Genomic DNA, 16,254 nt, shown 5'->3' on the forward strand with positions numbered 1-16,254 from the left:
TAGGCCTATACTCAATGCGCATCAACAATACGCATCGGTAATCGTATGAAAACAACATACAGCGCACAAGCCCCAAAAAAAGCGACCAACCTTAGCTTAAACAGCGAGTTATTAGCTGAAGCGAAAAGGCTGGATATAAACCTGTCAGCGACTATGGAAAAAGCTCTGGAACTCGAAGTCAGTCAACGATTGAAAGCAGAGTGGCTTGAACAAAATGCTGATGCTATCGCTGCCTGTAACGAACTGACAGAAAAGCATGGGCTATTCTCTGATTCGTTCCGTGTGTTCTGATGTCGCAATTCACCGTCTACCGAAACACAGACAAAAGTACAGCCGAAACATACCCGTACTTTATTGATGTTCAAAGTGATTTACTTGAGTCGCTGAATACTCGTCTTGTTGTACCACTCACACCATTGGATCTTATGGATAAAAAGGCACCTGCGCATCTATGCCCAAAAATTCATTTAGACGCTGGTGATTTTGTAATTCTGACTCACCAAATGACCAGCGTCCCAACCAAACTTTTGATAAACCCTGTGACCAACTTACAAGCTTTCAGAAACGATATTATTGCTGCTATTGATTTCCTGATCACTGGGATATGAACAACGGTCTTCGAACCTCGTTAATCTTTATCTGCTCCTGAAGTCGCCCCCAAAGTTTTTTCTTCCATGTAATTTTACTGATTTGGTTGCTCAGCGGCCTTTTTACGCATATCCGTCAGAGCATCCAACACCTGTTCGTCCAGTTTCTGCGCTTTGCCAAGCATTAGCGCTTTGTCAAAACTCGCTACAGCCTCTTTAGATTGACCAGCATCCAACAGACGCTGGCCCAACACCATATGAGCGTAAGGCAGATTTGGGTATGCCTGAACCAAGGTTTGACTGGTTGTCACTGCAGCTGCATAGCGTTGCTGCGCCGCTTGAGCTTCTGCGAACTCCACATAACTGTGCACCGGCGGAGCCATGATAAATCCAACTTTTTTGGAAAGATCCGCGTAATGCTGAGTGAGGGCTGTAACTTCTGCATACTTCGCTATCTCTGGTGTGATAGTGAAATTTAGACTGCTAAACAAATACTCAAGTCCATCTGCCAAAGCTGGCAAGATCCCACTCATGTGGCCACGGTTTGGATACTGCTGAAATTTCCACACTAGCTGCGACGGTTTGTTCCGTTCCATTTCCGCCAGTAGATCCAAAGTTCCGGTATAAAAACGCCCGCCCTCACCGCCAACACTGATAAACAAATGCTCATAAGGCCGCTTTGCGCCCGCTAGTTTTGCTACATTCGATTCAATTTCGGCATGACTCCACCAGCCATTTGGACTCATGGCCAAATAGTTAGTAAAAAGACCAGGCTGATTGAACAGGCTATAAAGCGCCAAAGTACCAGCATTAGAATGTCCGATCAGGGTGCGATGCGGATAAGTTGGATAATGTTTATCAATGTATGGAATAAGCTCAGTGCGAATAAACTTCAAAAAGTTATCGGTTTGTCCTGAGTTTGGCCACTTAGTGGATATAAAGGCTTGAAGCTCATTTTGCGGTTCCCCAACAATTTTTGGCAGGTAATCCCTGGGTCTATTAATGGTTTCAATACCAACCACCATAGTTTTTGGCATCAAAGCATAATCGGTCAGTGATTTCACCACACCTGTGACTGTATGAAAATGTTCTGCACCGTCCAGCAGGTAGATCACATGAAGTTGTTCATCATTTTCATGCTCAGGCGTATAGATCCAAATGGGTCTGTCTTCACCAATAAGATCCGAGTGCAAAACCACTTTTTTACCCATACTGATCTCGCTCGCTGTTACAGGAAAAGCAGCAAAGATCGCAAACAGAAAAAATACAAAATGAATCGCCACTAATTTCCTAGACACCTTTCAGTTAGATAAACTAACTCAAAGAGAGGTGCCTATGAGCAGTAAACGTTACCCCGAAGAATTCAGAATCGAAGCAGTTAAGCAGGTCGTTGATCGCGGCCATTCAGTTGCGGATGTTGCCAAACGGCTCGATATCACCACGCACAGCCTGTACGCCTGGATTAAAAAGTACGGTCCTGACAAACAACAGCATAATGATTTGGCTGACGCTCAGGCCGAGATTAAGCGACTGCAAAAAGAGCTGAAGCGAGCCACCGAAGAGCGCGACATTCTAAAAAAAGCCGCGGCGTACTTCGCAAAGCTGTCCGACTAAGATACGCCTTCATTAAAGAACACTGCGACAGCTGGCCGGTGCGCTGGCTTTGTAACATGTTGGATGTGCATCCCAGTGGATACTATGCGTGGAGTAAGGCATCGCTGTCGAAACGCGATAAAGCAAACCGGCGGCTGACAGGATTAATAAAACAGTTTTGGCTGGAGTCTGGTTGTGTGTATGGCTACCGTAAAATTCATTCTGATTTACGTGATTTCGGCGAGTCTTGCGGCATTAACCGGGTATACCGGTTGATGCAATCCGAAGGGCTTAAAGCACAGGTTGGATATCGCAAACCCAGATCACGTAAGGGGGACAGCCATATCATTACGCCGAACCGCTTGCAGCGGCAGTTTAATCCGTTAGTGCCTGACGAGGTATGGGTAACTGATATCACGTACATCCGCACGCATGAGGGGTGGCTGTATTTGGCTGTGGTTGTGGATTTGTTCTCGCGCAAGGTTGTTGGCTGGTCGATGCATTCCCAAATCAGCAAAGATATTGTGCTGAACGCATTGCTGATGGCCGTGTGGCGACGTCAGCCTAAAAAACAGGTGATGGTTCACTCCGACCAAGGGAGCCAATACACCAGCCATGACTGGCAGGCATTCCTGAAAACTCATGGCTTACAAGGCAGCATGAGCAGACGCGGAAACTGTCATGACAATGCAGTGGCAGAAAGCTTCTTCCAGTTGTTAAAGCGAGAGCGGATCAAGCGGAAAGTCTACACGACGCGTGATGAGGCCAGAAGTGATGTGTTTGATTACATTGAAATGTTTTACAACAGTAAACGGAAACATGGTTCCAATAATCTGCTGTCACCGGTAGAGTATGAAAACCGTTACCAAGAACGGCTGGGAAGTGTCTAGTTTATTGGTGGCGATTCAACCCTTTCATAATTTATTTATCCGCTTAACGTTTTTTCGTACAACAGCATCCAGCAATAAATTGCCATGGTGCCAGCATAAAAATCGTGTTTTTATAAATCCTCAACTCACTCAATAAAGACTGGCAGTTCTAATTGCCAGCAAGACTAATCAGGAGTTTTTATGCGCAAGGGGCAAGTTGCTGTTTTTTATATCCTCTTTGTTATCGCTTCACTCTTTAGCCAGCAGGTACTGGCAGTCCATGCAGTGAAGTTACATCAGGATATTGAATGGGCAAAAATGAAGGGCTTTTCGCTGACCACTGACATCTACAGTCCGCAAAAGGCGACTAAGCCTTTGCCTGTACTGGTGATTTTTCATGGCGGCGGCTGGCTGGTAAATAACAAATCCATAATGAATGATATGGCCTTGTATATGGCGACGAACGCCGATTTGGTGGTGGTGAATATGAACTACCGCCTGCTTGGTGATAACAACAACAGCACCACAGTGAACGAGATAGTCGAAGATGCTTTGGGTGCAGTGCTTTGGGTGAAAGATCATATTCAAAGCTATGGCGGCGACCCGGCTAAAATAGCCATCACGGGCGACAGTGCCGGTGGTCATTTAGCTTCGATGGTGATGCTGGCAGGCCGCTCTTTGGATTCGAAAGGTTTTACCCCGCAAAGCCAGAAATTTACTCCCTCTTACCTGCCTAAAGGCAAAACAGCTGAGCAAGTGGCAGCTGCAGATGGCGTCAAAGTACAGGCGGTGATCCTGAGTTACACCGCATTTGATTTAGTGCAAAGCGCAAAAGGAGGCTTTGAGACAGCACAGAACCCGTTCTGGAAATGGGGTAACGCCAGTCCTCGAAGTTTGTTTGGTGAAGGCATTAGTGTTGATAGCCATGAGCAGTATTACAAAGCGGTATCGCCTCTGTATTTATTGCCGCAAGATGGATACAAACTACCGCCTCAGTTTGTGTTGGTGGGCAGTGAAGATGGCCTGACCACACCTGAAGTGGCAAGTAGTTATGTCAGTTCGCTCAAAGCGGCCGGACAGCAAGTGGAATTCAAAATTTATGAAGGCAAAGGCCATGGTTTTCTCGACAGCGGTTGTAACGACTACACCAAGGGCTGCTTTAAAGACTTAGCCACCCCCACTTTGGATGACATGATTAAGTTTCTTGCTACAGTTTTCAACTAAACACAGGATAGAAGGTGGCACTGCAATACTGTGCCGCCCTCTGCCAACACTAAGTTTACTGCAGTTGTTTTACTATCTGCTGCGGGTTTGAAAAATCGCTGATCTCAGCCACTTTTTTGCCCTCTTTTATTTTCAATAACACAGGAATAGTCCGCACATTAAAGTGTTGAAACAACAGGCCGTAGTTGTCTATCTGAAATGGAACTTTCATCTGATACAAAGTATTGAATTCAGCCAGCGCTTTATCGTCTGTCCATAAATGGTTCACCACCCCGCCCCAGTTTTTCTCCGGCAGTAAAGCCGCTAGTTGGTTTAAACCTGCTTGCGCATCCTTACATTGTTTCGCCATCTCTGGTCGGGATTCAGCCAGATACCAGTCACACCAGGTGGCAGTAAAAAACAGCAGTTGTTCGCCGCTTTGAACCTTAGCTAAAAGTTGTTGTTGCTCTGCGGCACTCAGATCGGAGCCGGCCGTTTCTGTAGGTAACTGCTGCCCTTGTGCCAACCGGCTGATAAATCCATCCAAAACAGAGTCTGATTCATGCGTACTGTACAGCTTTTCACCTTTGGCATTTAACAGCACAGAATAAGGGGTGCCGGCTAAACCCAAAGCTAAAGCCAATTGCCCTTGCTGATCCAGATAAATAGGCATAGTCAGTTGAAAGCCTTGCTGCACCTTGCTGATCTCCTGCCGTTTTTCGTTGATATTGATATTCACAGCGACAAAATTCACTTTATCCCCATAGTCCTGATACAGCTTTTCAAAGTGTGGCATTTGTTCCATACAAGGCTTGCACCAGCTGGCCCAAAACTTTAGGTAAGTGGGTTTATTCTGCCCTAGACTGGCTAAAGTAAAAGGCTGCAGGGTATTAAACTGCTGTAGTTGCACTGTTCTATAGTCGGGCTGGGCCCAAACAGAAAACACCAGACAAGCCACTAAAGGCAGTAGAAAACGAATCAATTGAGGCATAACAAAGCTCCTTAAAAAGACCAACCTTAGTGTGACAGGAGCTGTGGCTTTTGCCTTGTAGATTTGCGACATCTTGTGACGGCGGTAAAGACCAACCTCAATTCAGCGCGGACTAAGGCTGTTGCAACTCAAAAATTAAAAACAGATCTTGCTTTCTACTGGCTTTAGTTGTTTTTATAGAGCAGTAATGAAACCGATTACACTACTTAAAATCAACAAATAATGCCGTCAGAGCATTGAACAACAGACAGGGGGACGAATTGACTTTATCAATAAAACATAAAGCCTTAGCAGCCATGACGCTGCTTTCGGTGCTCAGCCAACCAGTTTTCGCAAATGACAATCAACTGACAGCACAGGAAAAAGCAGACGGCTGGCAGTTATTGTTTAACGGCAAAGACATGTCGCAGTGGCGTACTTTTAAACAGCCAACAGTGAACGAGAAATGGCAAATTGAAGATAACGCTATAGCTCTGACTGCAGGCGGTGGCGGCGATTTAATCAGCAAAGAAAGTTACAAAAACTTTGAGCTGACGCTCGACTGGAAAATTGCCGAAGTAGGCAATAGCGGCATTTTGATTCTTGCTGATGAAAAAGGGAAATACATTTACTCCCACGCGCCGGAAATTCAAATTCTGGATAACGAGCGCCACCCGGACAACAAGCTCGACACTCACCTCTCTGGTTCCTTGTACGACATGATCGCCTCACCTGCTGCTTCCCATAAAAAAGCCGGAGAGTGGAACAGCACTAAAGTTCGTTTGGACAACTCCACTTTGACCATTTGGCAAAATGAAGTGCAAACGGCAAAAGTGACTATTGGCAGCGACGAATGGAAAAACCTGATTGCTAAAAGTAAATTTGCCAGTTGGCCTGGTTTTGCTGAAGCCACAGAAGGCCACATAGGTTTACAGGATCATGGCGATAAGGTCTGGTTCAAAAACATCAAAATTAAAGAGCTGAACTAATGAAAGATTTTGACTTTGAAGTGCTGGTGGTTGGGTCCGGCGCTGGTGGTTCCATGGCGGCCTATGAGCTGACCAAAGCCGGGCATAAAGTGTTGATGCTCGAAGCCGGGCGGGATTACGACCCAAAAACAGAAACCCCCATGTTTAAACGCAACGGCGAAGCACCTTTAATGGGTGCAGGCACTATAGATAAAGACTTTGGTTATTATGACGCCACAGTAGACGGTGGCTGGAACGTGCCAAACGAACCTTATACAGCGGCAGATGGCTCTGAATTTCTCTGGTGGCGCGCGCGGATGTTGGGTGGCCGCACCAATCACTGGGGCCGTTATTCATTGCGCTTCAGCGAGCATGATTTTAAAGGCAAAAGCCGGGATGGTTTAGGCGCCGACTGGCCTTTTGACTATGAAGATATAGCGCCATGGTACGACAAAACTGAAGCATTGGTGGGCGTATGTGGCACCAATACAGGGCTGGATGATATGCCGCCTTCTTCGGATGGAATTTTGCAGCCTCCGCCAAAGCCACGTATTACAGAGCTGTTAATAGCAGCCGCAGCGAAAAAGTTAGGTATTCCGCTGGCTCCTATGCACCGGGCTGTATTAACACGTCCTTTGGATAACAGAGCCGCCTGTTTTTATGCGACCCCTTGTGGCCATGGTTGTTCTATAGGTGCAGCTTTCCAGACCACCACATCGCTTATTCCAATGGCCAAAGCCACTGGTAATTTGCAGGTGATCACAGACGCAATGGTGAAATCTGTAGACACAGACGAAAACGGCAAAGTGACAGGTGTCAGTTATGTCGATAAAAAAACTTCCACTGTGCATCAACTCAAAGCCAAAGTAGTGATTCTGGCCGCCAGTGCCTGTGAATCGGCGCGTTTGTTGCTCAATTCAAAATCAGCCCGTTTTCCGCAGGGTCTGGCCAATTCCAGTGGTCAGGTGGGTAAAAACCTGATGGACTCCACAGGCGCTAACATTGGCGCTCTGGTTCCTGCTTTACAAGGCCGGCCTATTTATAACGAAGATGGCCATACGGCCAATCACTTGTTTATCCCATGGTGGGGCCATAAAGCGCAGGAACGTAAAGAACTGGACTTCCCTCGTGGTTATCACTTTGAAATTGGTGGCCGTTTTAGTGAGCCAAATTCAGGTATAGCTGGCTATGTTCAGGGCTATGGCCCCGATTTAAAACGTCAGGTGAAACAAAACTACGGTGCTTATATAGGTTTTGCTTTACGTGGTGAAATGGTGCCTAACGAGCATTGTTATATGGATATAGATCCGGAAGTCAAAGACAAATGGGGTATTCCTGTGGCGCGTTTTCACTGGAAATGGTCCGAGCATGAATTAAACCAAGTGGCGCATGGCTTAAAAACCGCCAAAGCTATTTTTGCTGAAATGGGAGCCGATGTTGGCGAGTTGCCAACACCAGAGCAAGCCATCTTAAAAGGCGGCGAAATTATTCATGAAGTGGGCACCACCCGTATGGGCGCATCGCCCAAAGACTCAGTCACCAATCAGTGGGGACAGAGCTGGGACTGCCCTAACCTTTTTGTGATGGACGGCGGCGTCTTTGCCTCTAACCCCCATAAAAACTGCACCCTGACTATTATGACGCTGGCGATGCGCAACTCGTCCTGGCTTTCAGCCCAGCTAAAACAAGGAGCGATTTGATGGCTAAGGATCAAATCAACAACGCCGTGGATCAACAGCAGATACAGTACAAATCAGGCATGACCAGACGGGATTCGTTAAAACTAATGATGGCCTTAGCCGCCAGTACTCTGTTACCTGCAGTATTAACTGGCTGTGACAGCGCGCCGGTCAGCAAGACGGATACCGGCGCAGAAGCGGCCAAAACGACCTCTGAACATTGGCCTGAACTGAAGTTATCCCCTATCACAGCAACTGGTTATGGCAAAGATCCAAACTTAATTCTGCCACCCGCATCACCATGGCCTTTGACCTTAACTCAGGCGCAACTGACTTTAGTGGCCGTGCTTGCAGATATTCTGGTACCCCGTGAAGGCGCTGTGCCCAGTGCTTCTGAAGTGCATGTGCCTGCGGTGGTCGATGAATGGGTCAGTGCGCCTTACGAGCGTCAGCAACAAGACAGAGTTACTATTTTGTCGGCTCTGGCCTGGATAGACGACGAAGCGCAGATGCGTTTTAGTAAAACTTTTGTCGCGCTCACTAAAGTGCAGCAAAAAGCCATAATGGATGACATCGCCTTTGACACAGCCGAAACTCCGGCTCAGTTTAAACGCATAGCCTCAGCCTTTGGCCGTTTCCGCAGTCTGGTTCTGGCCGCCTTTTTCTGTACGCCTGAAGGCACAAAAGACATAGGTTATGTGGGTAATGTGCCTATAGGCGGTGATTATCCTGGCCCGACTAAAGAGGCTTATGCTCATTTAGATAAAGTATTGGCGGATTTGGGTTTGACTGAATACGCCTACCCTATTCAGACATGATGTAGCAACTTGGTACCCAAATTACCTTTATGGGCGACCTTTAGGGTCGTCCACAAAGGTATTAGATTGGAATGGTCTGATTTAGATGGCTGCCTTGGTAATTACCGGCTTAAAGCTTGGAAAGCGCTCATCAATGTTACGGTCTTAAATTAGGGGGAAAGTTTTTTTCCATGAATAACATAATGAATGCTACTTTCTAGTGCATCAGATACTATTATAGTGTCACCAAAGTTTTCATAATCTGCTTCTGTCAAACCATAGCCATTTTTCTCAGTGCTTGTTATAAACATCAATCCGGTCACAGTCTTTTTATTAAATTTAAAACCAAAGCGAAGGGCATATCTTCCATAAATACTCTTCGTAATTCCAACTTGATGTATCTTTGAGACTTCTGCGATAAAACCAAGTGTAAAATCAACCTTGCTTTTCTTGTCACTCAACTGGCGGTAAATTTCAAAGAAACGATGATACATTTCCCAAAATTGTTTATCTGTTTGCTGCGGATTAAATTCAGAATGTTTTAAGTCCTGTGGTAATCATCCCTTAAATTAACTGACGCTAAAAGTAGAATTTTCTCGTAATATAAACGCAGGAGATTCTGCATGAAAACATCAAAATTTAGTGACAGCCAAATCCTGGCAATTTTAAAACAAGCGGAAGCTGGAGCTCCGGTTCCCGAACTCTGCCGTGAGCACGGTATGAGTTCGGCCACCTTTTACAAATGGCGCGCCAAATTTGGCGGCATGGATGCATCCATGATGGCCCGGCTTAAAGAGCTGGAGGCGGAAAATGCCCGGCTGAAAAAGATGTACGCCGAAGAACGGCTCAAAGCCGAAATCCTCAAAGAGGCCATCGAAAAAAAGTGGTAAAGCCGTCGCGCCGACGGGAATTGGCGCAAAAGGCGGTGCGCGAGAAATCCATTTCTGTCACATTGGCCTGTGCGGTGTTTAGCATCAGTGAAACCTGCTACCGCTATCAGGCCCGTCTGAGGGATGAGAACGCGGAAATTGCGGACTGGCTGCTGCGCTTAACCTCCACTTACCGGAGTTGGGGCTTTGGCATGTGTTTCTATTACCTGCGTAATGTGAAACGCTTTGGCTGGAACCATAAACGTGTGCTGCGGATTTACCGCGAGCTGGAGCTGAACTTAAGGATAAAACCCAAGAAACGGCTCACCCGTGAAAAGCCTGAACCGCTGGCGGTGCCAGAGATGAAGAACCAATGCTGGTCGATGGATTTTATGCATGACCAGCTCGAGGATGGCCGCAGTTTCCGGCTGCTGAATATCATTGATGATTTTAACCGGGAAGGCTTAGCCATTGAGGTCGACTTCTCGCTACCGGCAGAACGGGTAGTCAGAGTGCTCAATCAAGTCATTGAGTGGCGAGGCAAACCCAAGGAAATCCGTAGCGACAACGGCCCTGAATACATTGGTTCTGTCCTCAAAAACTGGGCAGAATCAAACGGAGTGGCCCTGAAGTATATTCAGCCAGGCAATCCGCAGCAAAATGCCTATGTGGAGCGATATAACCGTACAGTTCGCTACGACTGGCTAAACCAATATTTATTCAGCAGTATTGCCGAAGTTCAGGACTATGCGACAGAATGGCTGTGGTTTTATAACAATGAACGGCCAAACAAAGCTTTGGGTGGCATACCACCGAAGTACAAGGACAACTTAGTAACACAGGCTTCTACTTCAAGCGTCCATTAAAAATGGGATGATTACCGTTATATCCGCTTATCGGTCACGCATGCAAATAGAAGATAACTTCTGTGACAACAAATCAGCTTTTTATGGATTAAGCCTTGAGCCGCAAAGCTGCAACTGTCCCAATGGTTTAGCTGTGTTAGTTCTGACAGGCACTCCTAGCTGATACCTTACTGATATTTATAGGATTATCAGGAGCGAGTGCAAGCTTCACCGACACATCTAGGCAAACACAACTCGACACAGGACTGTGCTGAGTTATGCCTACTTGCCCTACAAATGATAGAACGAAAACTGGCGCAGATAAGGCGAAGCGATTGGTTAAGCTGGACCCATGAATTCAGGCAAATCACCCTTTCTTATGGTGATGATTTACATGCTTAAATTCTTGGGAATGTGATTGAACTAATAGCTTTACGCTAACGCCAAAGCCCCTCTGCTTCAATCATTTTTTCTCAAAACAACTGATCCAAAAGTAAAAAGGCAGCTGATAAAAAAAAGCCGCCTTTGTATCACTCAGTTCAAAAATACTGCTTTTACTTTAAGTCAAAGCGATCAGCGTTCATTACTTTGTTCCATGCGGCTACAAAGTCTCGGACAAATTTTTGTTTGTTGTCATGCTGCGCATAAACTTCAGCCAAAGCACGCAGCTGAGAGTTGGAGCCAAAAACTAAATCAACACGGCTGGCAGTCCATTTCACAGCACCAGTTTTGCGGTCTTTGCCTTCAAACAGTTCTGCCTCTGCTGACACCGGAGTCCAGGCTGTGTTCATATCCAACAGATTGACAAAAAAGTCGGTGCTTAATGTGTCGGCTTGTTTAGTGAAAACACCGTGCGAAGTTTTATCCGCGTTGATATTTAATACTCGCAGACCACCGATCAAAGCTGTCATTTGCGGCGCTGTTAACGTCAGCAACTGAGCTTTATCCAGCAACAACTCCTCAGCTTTGACTGAATAACGGCCTTTCACATAATTACGGAAGCCATCAGCTATAGGCTCCATCACCGTAAAAGACTCAACATCTGTTTGCTCTTGTGTTGCATCAGTGCGGCCCGGGCTAAAAGGTACATCAATGGTGACACCGGCATTTTTAGCCGCTTGCTCTATAGCTGCAGCTCCTGCCAGCACAATAATATCCGCCAGTGACACCTTACGGCTTTCTGACTGGTTATTAAAAGAGGCCTGAATTTGTTCTAATACAGCCAGCACTTTACTCAGCTGCGCCGGTTGATTCACAGCCCAGTCTTTTTGTGGAGCCAGGCGAATACGGGCACCATTAGCACCACCCCGTTTATCTGAACCACGGAAGGTTGAAGCGCTAGCCCAGGCGACTGACACCAGTTCTGAAATGGACAAGCCTGAAGAGAGAATCTTGCTTTTCAGTACGGCTATATCTGCAGAGTTCACCAACTCATGGCTCACTGCAGGCACAGGATCTTGCCAAATTAACTCTTCTGACGGGACTTCAGGGCCTAAATAACGAGCCAAAGGCCCCATGTCACGGTGAGTTAATTTATACCAGGCACGGGCAAACACATCAGCGAACACTTCTGGGTTCTGATGGAAACGTCGTGAAATGGCCTCGTAAGCCGGGTCCATTTTCAGCGCTAAATCAGCAGTTGTCATCATTGGCGCATGGCGAATAGCCGGGTCGTGAGCATCAGGTACTGCAGTTGCGGCAGATTCGTCTGTTGGGATCCACTGATGAGCACCAGCAGGGCTTTTCACCAGTTTCCAATCATAACCAAATAAGGTGTCGAAATAGCTGTTATCCCACTGGGTTGGCGTTGGAGTCCAGGCGCCTTCAATACCGCTGGTGGTGGTATGAACACCTTTCCCAGTGCCAAAGGCATTTTTCCAACCTAAGCCCATTTCTTCCAGTGGAGCGGCTTCTGGTTCAGCGCCAACTAAAGTTGGATCTCCTGCGCCATGGCATTTACCAAAAGTATGACCACCCGCAACTAAAGCGACTGTTTCTTCATCATCCATTGCCATACGGGCGAAGGTTTCACGAATATCACGGGCTGAAGCGACTGGGTCTGGGTTACCATTCGGGCCTTCAGGGTTAACATAAATCAGGCCCATTTGCACTGCAGCTAATGGGTTTTCTAATTGACGGTCGCCAGCGTAACGTTTATCGCCCAGCCACTCTGTTTCCACACCCCAGTAGATATCTTCTTCCGGAGCCCATATATCTTCACGGCCACCCGCAAAACCAAAGGTTTTAAAGCCCATAGATTCAAGCGCACAGTTACCGGCCAATATCATTAAATCGGCCCAGGACAACTGGTTGCCATATTTCTGTTTCACTGGCCACAATAAACGGCGGGCTTTATCCAGATTGCCGTTATCGGGCCAGCTGTTCAGTGGAGCAAAACGTTGTGAGCCAGAGGATGCACCACCACGGCCGTCAGAGGTGCGGTAAGTACCAGCACTGTGCCATGCCATACGAATAAATAATGGGCCATAGTGGCCATAATCCGCTGGCCACCAGTCCTGTGAATCAGTCATTAGCGCATATAAGTCCTGCTTCACCGCGGCCAGATCCAGTTTCTGGAAAGCTTCAGCGTAATTAAAGGGTTGATCCATAGGATCAGATAAAGAAGAATGTTGATGTAAAATGTTTAAATTCAGTTGGTTAGGCCACCAATCGCGGTTTGAAGTACCACCAGCGGCTGACTTAGTCAAAGCGCCGTGCATTACCGGGCATTTGCCGGTCATTGTTGCGTTACTACCCATCTTTTTTCTCCAATTGTTACTGTCATAAATGGATTAAATCCATTAAAAGGCGATAACTCTGCAATTGGAACCTGCACGTCCACGCGTGTTATCAATAAACATCACCAGGTTGTTTTCATTCACATCTCATACTGAGCCATAAAGCGGCAGCAGCGAAGTCGCATGCACTTTGTCATCATCGACTTTGATGCTCAACAGCAGTCTACAGTATCCAAACAAAAAAACTTCATGAAAAAATTCAATGCCTTAAATCGCTATTTCAGATGCTGAAATGCGAAAGCACTGCACAGTGACTTAATAAAAGTAGCTTATGAGTGACAGATGACAGACTAATTACGGCAGAAAGGGAAAAAAGATCGGTGAGCGCAACAGATGGCAGCGAATACAAAAAACATCGGGAATGTTGTTGAACAACGCAAAGCGTTGGCCCGCAGGGTGAGCGCCATGGATGGCAGCGAATACAAAAAACATCGGGAATGTTGTTGAACAACGCAAAGCGTTGGCCCTCAGGGTGAGCGCCATGGATGGCAGCGAATACAACAACATCAGGAATGTTGTTGAACAACGCAAAGCGTTGGCCCGCAGGGTGAGCGCCATGGATGGCAGCGAATACAACAACATCAGGAATGTTTTTCACTCACATCGTCCATGATGTTCGCCTTCGGCAGCTTGAGCTGTGCAAAACGGCTATCCTGCCGTTTTGTGAACATTGGAGCGAATAAAAAAAACGCGCTTAGCAGCAATCTAAGCGCGCTCAAGGGGTTACGTTTTTTGCCACATTAAGCTCAGCACAGCTTAGCGCGGGTACAGCCACCATTATTTGGTGTAAACAGCTCCACTCAGACTTAAAGCGCGGCCAATCTGAGCTAAAAACTGATTGATTCGACGCACCAGCAGCAGAGAAGATACGCTGCGCTCTGTCGTGCTCACGTTAGATTTTTCTACTGTGGTATTGATACTGTTCATGTCCAACCTCGTTAAGTCTGAGAAAGTGTTCATCCGAAAACGTGGTTATTATGCTGAAAATTTAACCAGATCACTAACGAGATAATTTATAGCCTGGGCATTAGTTTTTCTAATGAAAAATGTCGTTTTCCGTCATGACTTATTCAGCTTGTTTTCATATTCACTATTCACTGCAATAATCATTCTTTAATAGAAATGCCGTTAAAACAGCTAATTATGCAAAAAACCAAGGTTGAACCCAATAAAAAAGGCATAATCTAGTTATAGTTATGCCCTTTCAGGATTCATTTTTAAATTAGCTGTTCTAATAAAAAACAAAGGTACAAGCTAGCCGCACCACTGAATCTCTGCTGGTAAATTAAGCAGCCAGATCGTCCGAGGCTTCCGTCACTTCTGTCAGTACAATAGCCGCTTTAGTGGTATCTGCCCTCTTGTCTTTTGCCTGTTCTTTATCAGCTACCGTGGCTTTGTTGCTTTTAGTTTTCTGATTCAGCGTCTGGATCACCAGCTCTTTTTGCTGAGCTAAATACAACGCCAGATCTTCACGTTGTTGCTCATCCGGGATCAGTTCGCTTTGACCCAGCATTAAAAACAGTTCATCAGCAATATCCAGCATCCGGTCATAGGCGTCTGCTTCAGGCTTTGAACTAAAAGTCATTTTTTCTACTCCAGCGCGCTCAACAATGTATTTAATAATAACGGCCATAATTCCTCCTGCTTTCGGCACTGAATATTTATACAGTACACACTGTTTATTTGTCCAGTTGTTTTTATAAAAAATACGCATCGCCTCTTTTCTGCTTTTGCCGTAGCATAAAGTGAGTAACCAGAAGGATTTTGTATGCAGCATCTGTGGGCCGAACGCCGTCTTGCCGAACATAGTCAGAGACCAAACGATCACCGTACACCATGGCAACGGGACAGGGCCAGAATTCTGCATTCCGCCGCTTTTCGCCGCTTGCAGGCAAAGACTCAGATTATGGGTATAGGCCAGAATGACTTCTACCGCACCCGCCTTACACACTCTTTAGAAGCTGCACAAATAGGCACTGCTTTAGTAGCACAATTAAGCTACCAACAAGAAGACCCGGCGCTGCGGGCATTATTAGCGCAGGACAGCCTGATGGAAGCTTTGTGTCTGGCCCATGATTTAGGCCATCCTCCTTTTGGCCACGGTGGCGAAAAAGCCCTGAACGCCTGTATGCAGCAGTTCGGTGGTTTTGAAGGTAACGGCCAAACCTTGCGTATTGTTGGCAAACTGGAACCCTACACAGCCAGTGGCGGTATGAACTTAAGCCGCCGGACTTTATTGGGTTTACTCAAGTATCCGATAGTACAACCTGCGCTGGACCAGTTTGAACAAGGACTCACAGTCAAACCTTGCAAAGCTATTTATGCTGCCGACCGTGATTTACTCGACTGGATCTTAAGCCCATTATCAGTGGCAGACCGCAGTGCTTTTCAGCGCACTGAAAAACTTGATAAAGCGCCCTTTCTAAAATCTCTGCATAAATCACTGGACGCTTCGATTATGGAGCTGGCCGATGACATAGCATACGGCGTGCATGACTTAGAAGATGCGATAGTGACTGGTACTGTGACCATTGAACACTGGCGCCGTTTAGCAGAACCTGAAATGGCAAAGTTACCCCTTGATATTGCCAGTGCTTTGAAACATATCAGCCAGAAATTATTTATACCCGAACATCATATTCGCAAAGATGCCATAGGTGCTCTAGTGAACTTGCTGATCACCAGTATTGAGTTGTATCAGTCACTGCCGGACACTCAAGATCCATTGATCCGTTACAATGCCAGGCTTCCAGAGCCGCAGCAGCAGTTGTTGCAACTGCTAAAAAGCTTTGTCTATGAAGCTGTCATTTTATCGCCGGACGTGCAACGGGGTGAATACAAAGGCCAGCAAATTGTCCGCTCATTGTTTGAGGCTTTTAGTTCAGAAGCGGAACGTTTGTTGCCCGCCAACACCAAAAACCGCTGGCTTATGGCGGACAACGAACAGAGTAAGATGCGCATTATTTGTGATTATGTGTCAGGTATGACGGATGAATATGCGCTGCGTATGCACCAGCAATTATTCGCAGCATCTTTGTAAATTTTATTTTATATAGTTCTATACCCAAAGTAATTG

16 protein-coding genes are annotated in these 16,254 nt (G+C 46.4%); 9 read left to right on the forward strand and 7 right to left on the reverse strand.

All coding sequences use genetic code 11. The features are described from left to right. Positions 1 to 45: 45 nt before the first annotated feature. Positions 46 to 291, forward strand: a complete 246-nt coding sequence (locus tag EK374_RS11155) for a type II toxin-antitoxin system CcdA family antitoxin (RefSeq protein ID WP_127023337.1) — start codon at positions 46 to 48, stop codon at positions 289 to 291. Beyond that, complete coding sequence (locus tag EK374_RS11160) at positions 291 to 608, forward strand: CcdB family protein (RefSeq protein ID WP_127023341.1); 318 nt, start codon at positions 291 to 293, stop codon at positions 606 to 608. The genes EK374_RS11155 and EK374_RS11160 overlap by 1 nt, the downstream gene beginning before the upstream one ends. 74 nt (positions 609 to 682) lie before the next feature. Here the strand turns inward: EK374_RS11160 and EK374_RS11165 are convergent, their stop codons facing one another. After that, positions 683 to 1,870 carry an alpha/beta hydrolase-fold protein gene (locus EK374_RS11165; RefSeq protein WP_127023344.1) on the reverse strand — a complete coding sequence of 396 codons (1,188 nt, stop codon included), beginning with the start codon at positions 1,868 to 1,870 and terminating at the stop codon, positions 683 to 685. A 52-nt stretch (positions 1,871 to 1,922) separates the two neighbouring features. Here EK374_RS11165 and EK374_RS11170 point away from each other — a divergent pair. Both EK374_RS11170 and EK374_RS11175 read left to right on the forward strand, forming a co-directional pair. Continuing rightward, positions 1,923 to 3,070 (forward strand): IS3 family transposase gene (locus EK374_RS11170; protein ID WP_127019341.1). Its coding sequence is split into 2 segments (ribosomal slippage): positions 1,923 to 2,160 and positions 2,160 to 3,070, totalling 1,149 coding nucleotides; the frame shifts between segments, so codons are not numbered across the junction. Between the two features lie 180 nt (positions 3,071 to 3,250). Beyond that, positions 3,251 to 4,273, forward strand: a complete 1,023-nt coding sequence (locus EK374_RS11175) for an alpha/beta hydrolase (RefSeq protein ID WP_127023347.1) — start codon at positions 3,251 to 3,253, stop codon at positions 4,271 to 4,273. A 55-nt stretch (positions 4,274 to 4,328) separates the two neighbouring features. On the opposite strand, the gene EK374_RS11180 is transcribed toward EK374_RS11175, so the two are convergent. After that, a complete protein-coding gene (locus tag EK374_RS11180; protein WP_127023350.1) occupies positions 4,329 to 5,243 on the reverse strand; it encodes a redoxin family protein in 915 nt (304 codons plus the stop codon). 260 nt (positions 5,244 to 5,503) lie between these two features. Here EK374_RS11180 and EK374_RS11185 point away from each other — a divergent pair, with 260 nt between their 5' ends. From EK374_RS11185 to EK374_RS11195, 3 genes are read left to right on the forward strand one after another with little or no spacing between them, the layout of a single operon-like run. Further along, positions 5,504 to 6,211, forward strand: coding sequence for a 3-keto-disaccharide hydrolase (locus EK374_RS11185; RefSeq protein WP_206099184.1), 708 nt, complete (start codon positions 5,504 to 5,506; stop codon positions 6,209 to 6,211). Continuing rightward, positions 6,211 to 7,890 (forward strand): GMC family oxidoreductase, encoded by a 1,680-nt coding sequence (locus EK374_RS11190; RefSeq protein WP_127023353.1) that lies wholly within the window; start codon positions 6,211 to 6,213, stop codon positions 7,888 to 7,890. Before EK374_RS11185 ends, EK374_RS11190 begins: the two co-directional genes overlap by 1 nt. Then, entirely contained in the window at positions 7,890 to 8,687 is a 798-nt protein-coding gene (locus EK374_RS11195; RefSeq protein WP_127023356.1) for a gluconate 2-dehydrogenase subunit 3 family protein, read from the forward strand. The genes EK374_RS11190 and EK374_RS11195 overlap by 1 nt, the downstream gene beginning before the upstream one ends. A gap of 149 nt (positions 8,688 to 8,836) precedes the next feature. Here EK374_RS11195 and EK374_RS11200 read toward each other — a convergent pair whose 3' ends face one another. Then, entirely contained in the window at positions 8,837 to 9,160 is a 324-nt protein-coding gene (locus EK374_RS11200) for a hypothetical protein (RefSeq protein WP_127023359.1), read from the reverse strand. Positions 9,161 to 9,289: 129 nt separating this feature from the next. Here EK374_RS11200 and EK374_RS11205 point away from each other — a divergent pair. Further along, positions 9,290 to 10,401 (forward strand): IS3 family transposase gene (locus EK374_RS11205; protein ID WP_407691844.1). Its coding sequence is split into 2 segments (ribosomal slippage): positions 9,290 to 9,551 and positions 9,551 to 10,401, totalling 1,113 coding nucleotides; the frame shifts between segments, so codons are not numbered across the junction. 533 nt (positions 10,402 to 10,934) lie between these two features. Here EK374_RS11205 and katG read toward each other — a convergent pair. The 4 genes from katG to EK374_RS21055 all read right to left on the reverse strand — a co-directional run bounded on the left by katG (position 10,935) and on the right by EK374_RS21055 (position 14,811). Beyond that, positions 10,935 to 13,139, reverse strand: coding sequence for a catalase/peroxidase HPI (gene katG, locus EK374_RS11210; RefSeq protein ID WP_206099185.1), 2,205 nt, complete (start codon positions 13,137 to 13,139; stop codon positions 10,935 to 10,937). Between the two features lie 259 nt (positions 13,140 to 13,398). Further along, positions 13,399 to 13,776 (reverse strand): hypothetical protein, encoded by a 378-nt coding sequence (locus tag EK374_RS11215; RefSeq protein WP_127023362.1) that lies wholly within the window; start codon positions 13,774 to 13,776, stop codon positions 13,399 to 13,401. Positions 13,777 to 13,955: 179 nt separating this feature from the next. Further along, a complete protein-coding gene (locus EK374_RS20675) occupies positions 13,956 to 14,105 on the reverse strand; it encodes a hypothetical protein (RefSeq protein ID WP_164731861.1) in 150 nt (49 codons plus the stop codon). Between the two features lie 358 nt (positions 14,106 to 14,463). After that, positions 14,464 to 14,811, reverse strand: a complete 348-nt coding sequence (locus EK374_RS21055; RefSeq protein WP_127023365.1) for a YebG family protein — start codon at positions 14,809 to 14,811, stop codon at positions 14,464 to 14,466. Positions 14,812 to 14,946: 135 nt separating this feature from the next. Between EK374_RS21055 and EK374_RS11225 the strand changes: the two genes are divergently transcribed. After that, positions 14,947 to 16,218, forward strand: coding sequence for an anti-phage deoxyguanosine triphosphatase (locus tag EK374_RS11225; protein ID WP_127023368.1), 1,272 nt, complete (start codon positions 14,947 to 14,949; stop codon positions 16,216 to 16,218). Positions 16,219 to 16,254: the final 36 nt, after the last annotated feature.

Origin of the sequence: Rheinheimera mangrovi (assembly GCF_003990335.1) — a bacterium.
GTDB lineage: Bacteria > Pseudomonadota > Gammaproteobacteria > Enterobacterales > Alteromonadaceae > Pararheinheimera > Pararheinheimera mangrovi.

Excerpts from the sequence above, each read along its gene's own strand:
- EK374_RS11155 (WP_127023337.1), top strand. The coding sequence starts at position 46 with ATGAAAACAACATACAGCGCACAAGCCCCAAAAAAAGCGACCAACCTT.
- EK374_RS11160 (WP_127023341.1), top strand. The coding sequence starts at position 291 with ATGTCGCAATTCACCGTCTACCGAAACACAGACAAAAGTACAGCCGAA.
- EK374_RS11175 (WP_127023347.1), top strand. The coding sequence starts at position 3,251 with ATGCGCAAGGGGCAAGTTGCTGTTTTTTATATCCTCTTTGTTATCGCT.
- EK374_RS11180 (WP_127023350.1), bottom strand. The coding sequence starts at position 5,243 with ATGCCTCAATTGATTCGTTTTCTACTGCCTTTAGTGGCTTGTCTGGTG.
- EK374_RS11190 (WP_127023353.1), top strand. The coding sequence starts at position 6,211 with ATGAAAGATTTTGACTTTGAAGTGCTGGTGGTTGGGTCCGGCGCTGGT.
- EK374_RS11195 (WP_127023356.1), top strand. The coding sequence starts at position 7,890 with ATGGCTAAGGATCAAATCAACAACGCCGTGGATCAACAGCAGATACAG.
- EK374_RS11200 (WP_127023359.1), bottom strand. The coding sequence starts at position 9,160 with ATGTATCATCGTTTCTTTGAAATTTACCGCCAGTTGAGTGACAAGAAA.
- katG (WP_206099185.1), bottom strand. The coding sequence starts at position 13,139 with ATGGGTAGTAACGCAACAATGACCGGCAAATGCCCGGTAATGCACGGC.
- EK374_RS20675 (WP_164731861.1), bottom strand. The coding sequence starts at position 14,105 with ATGAACAGTATCAATACCACAGTAGAAAAATCTAACGTGAGCACGACA.
- EK374_RS21055 (WP_127023365.1), bottom strand. The coding sequence starts at position 14,811 with ATGGCCGTTATTATTAAATACATTGTTGAGCGCGCTGGAGTAGAAAAA.
- EK374_RS11225 (WP_127023368.1), top strand. The coding sequence starts at position 14,947 with ATGCAGCATCTGTGGGCCGAACGCCGTCTTGCCGAACATAGTCAGAGA.